The sequence below is a fragment of the Acutalibacter intestini genome, from assembly GCF_034334985.1.
Lineage (GTDB): Bacteria > Bacillota > Clostridia > Oscillospirales > Acutalibacteraceae > Acutalibacter > Acutalibacter intestini.
Window position 1 is genome coordinate 1 of sequence record NZ_JAWXXL010000155.1, and the last position, 506, is coordinate 506.

The 506-nt window shown below is 53.2% G+C and carries 1 pseudogene; it reads right to left on the bottom strand.

Going from position 1 to position 506, the window contains the following annotated elements:
- Positions 1–506, bottom strand: a pseudogene (locus U8U68_RS22190) (hypothetical protein); the annotation flags it as partial.

A 506-nucleotide genomic window follows, 5' to 3' on the forward strand; every position in this document is an offset into this window, starting at 1 on the left:
AGGATCGACAGTACCATAACCCCTGCATAATCGGAGAACAAACGGGCATATCCGCCGGTCACTTTATCGGAACTGACCGCAAGGTCGTACCGCTCTCTGGCCTCTTCATAGGTCAGGGGAACCGCCCCGTACCCAATCAGGGAATCCACCGTGTACTTGGAGCCGCCGCCCAAAAGATCGTCCGCCTGCCTCATCAGTTCCTTGAACCGGGCATAGTCCATGTCATCACGAACCGTGAATGTCCTTTTTTCCGGGCTGCTCTGCCGCTTCTCATCCGATCCGATGGTAAAGCCGCCGTTCCCGTCCTGCTGCATCCCGTCCCCGCCGATCTGGAAGGTGTAATTATCGGAACCTCCAGACGTTATCCCGGCTGCTTCCTGTAAAATTGTTTCCGTGTCAGCCCCTGTAATCTCAGAAAGGATTTCAGCCATCCTTTCCTGCTTGCCCTCGCTAAGCTTTACATGCTTGATAAATCCGATGGGATAGGTGGTATAGTTATTATTACT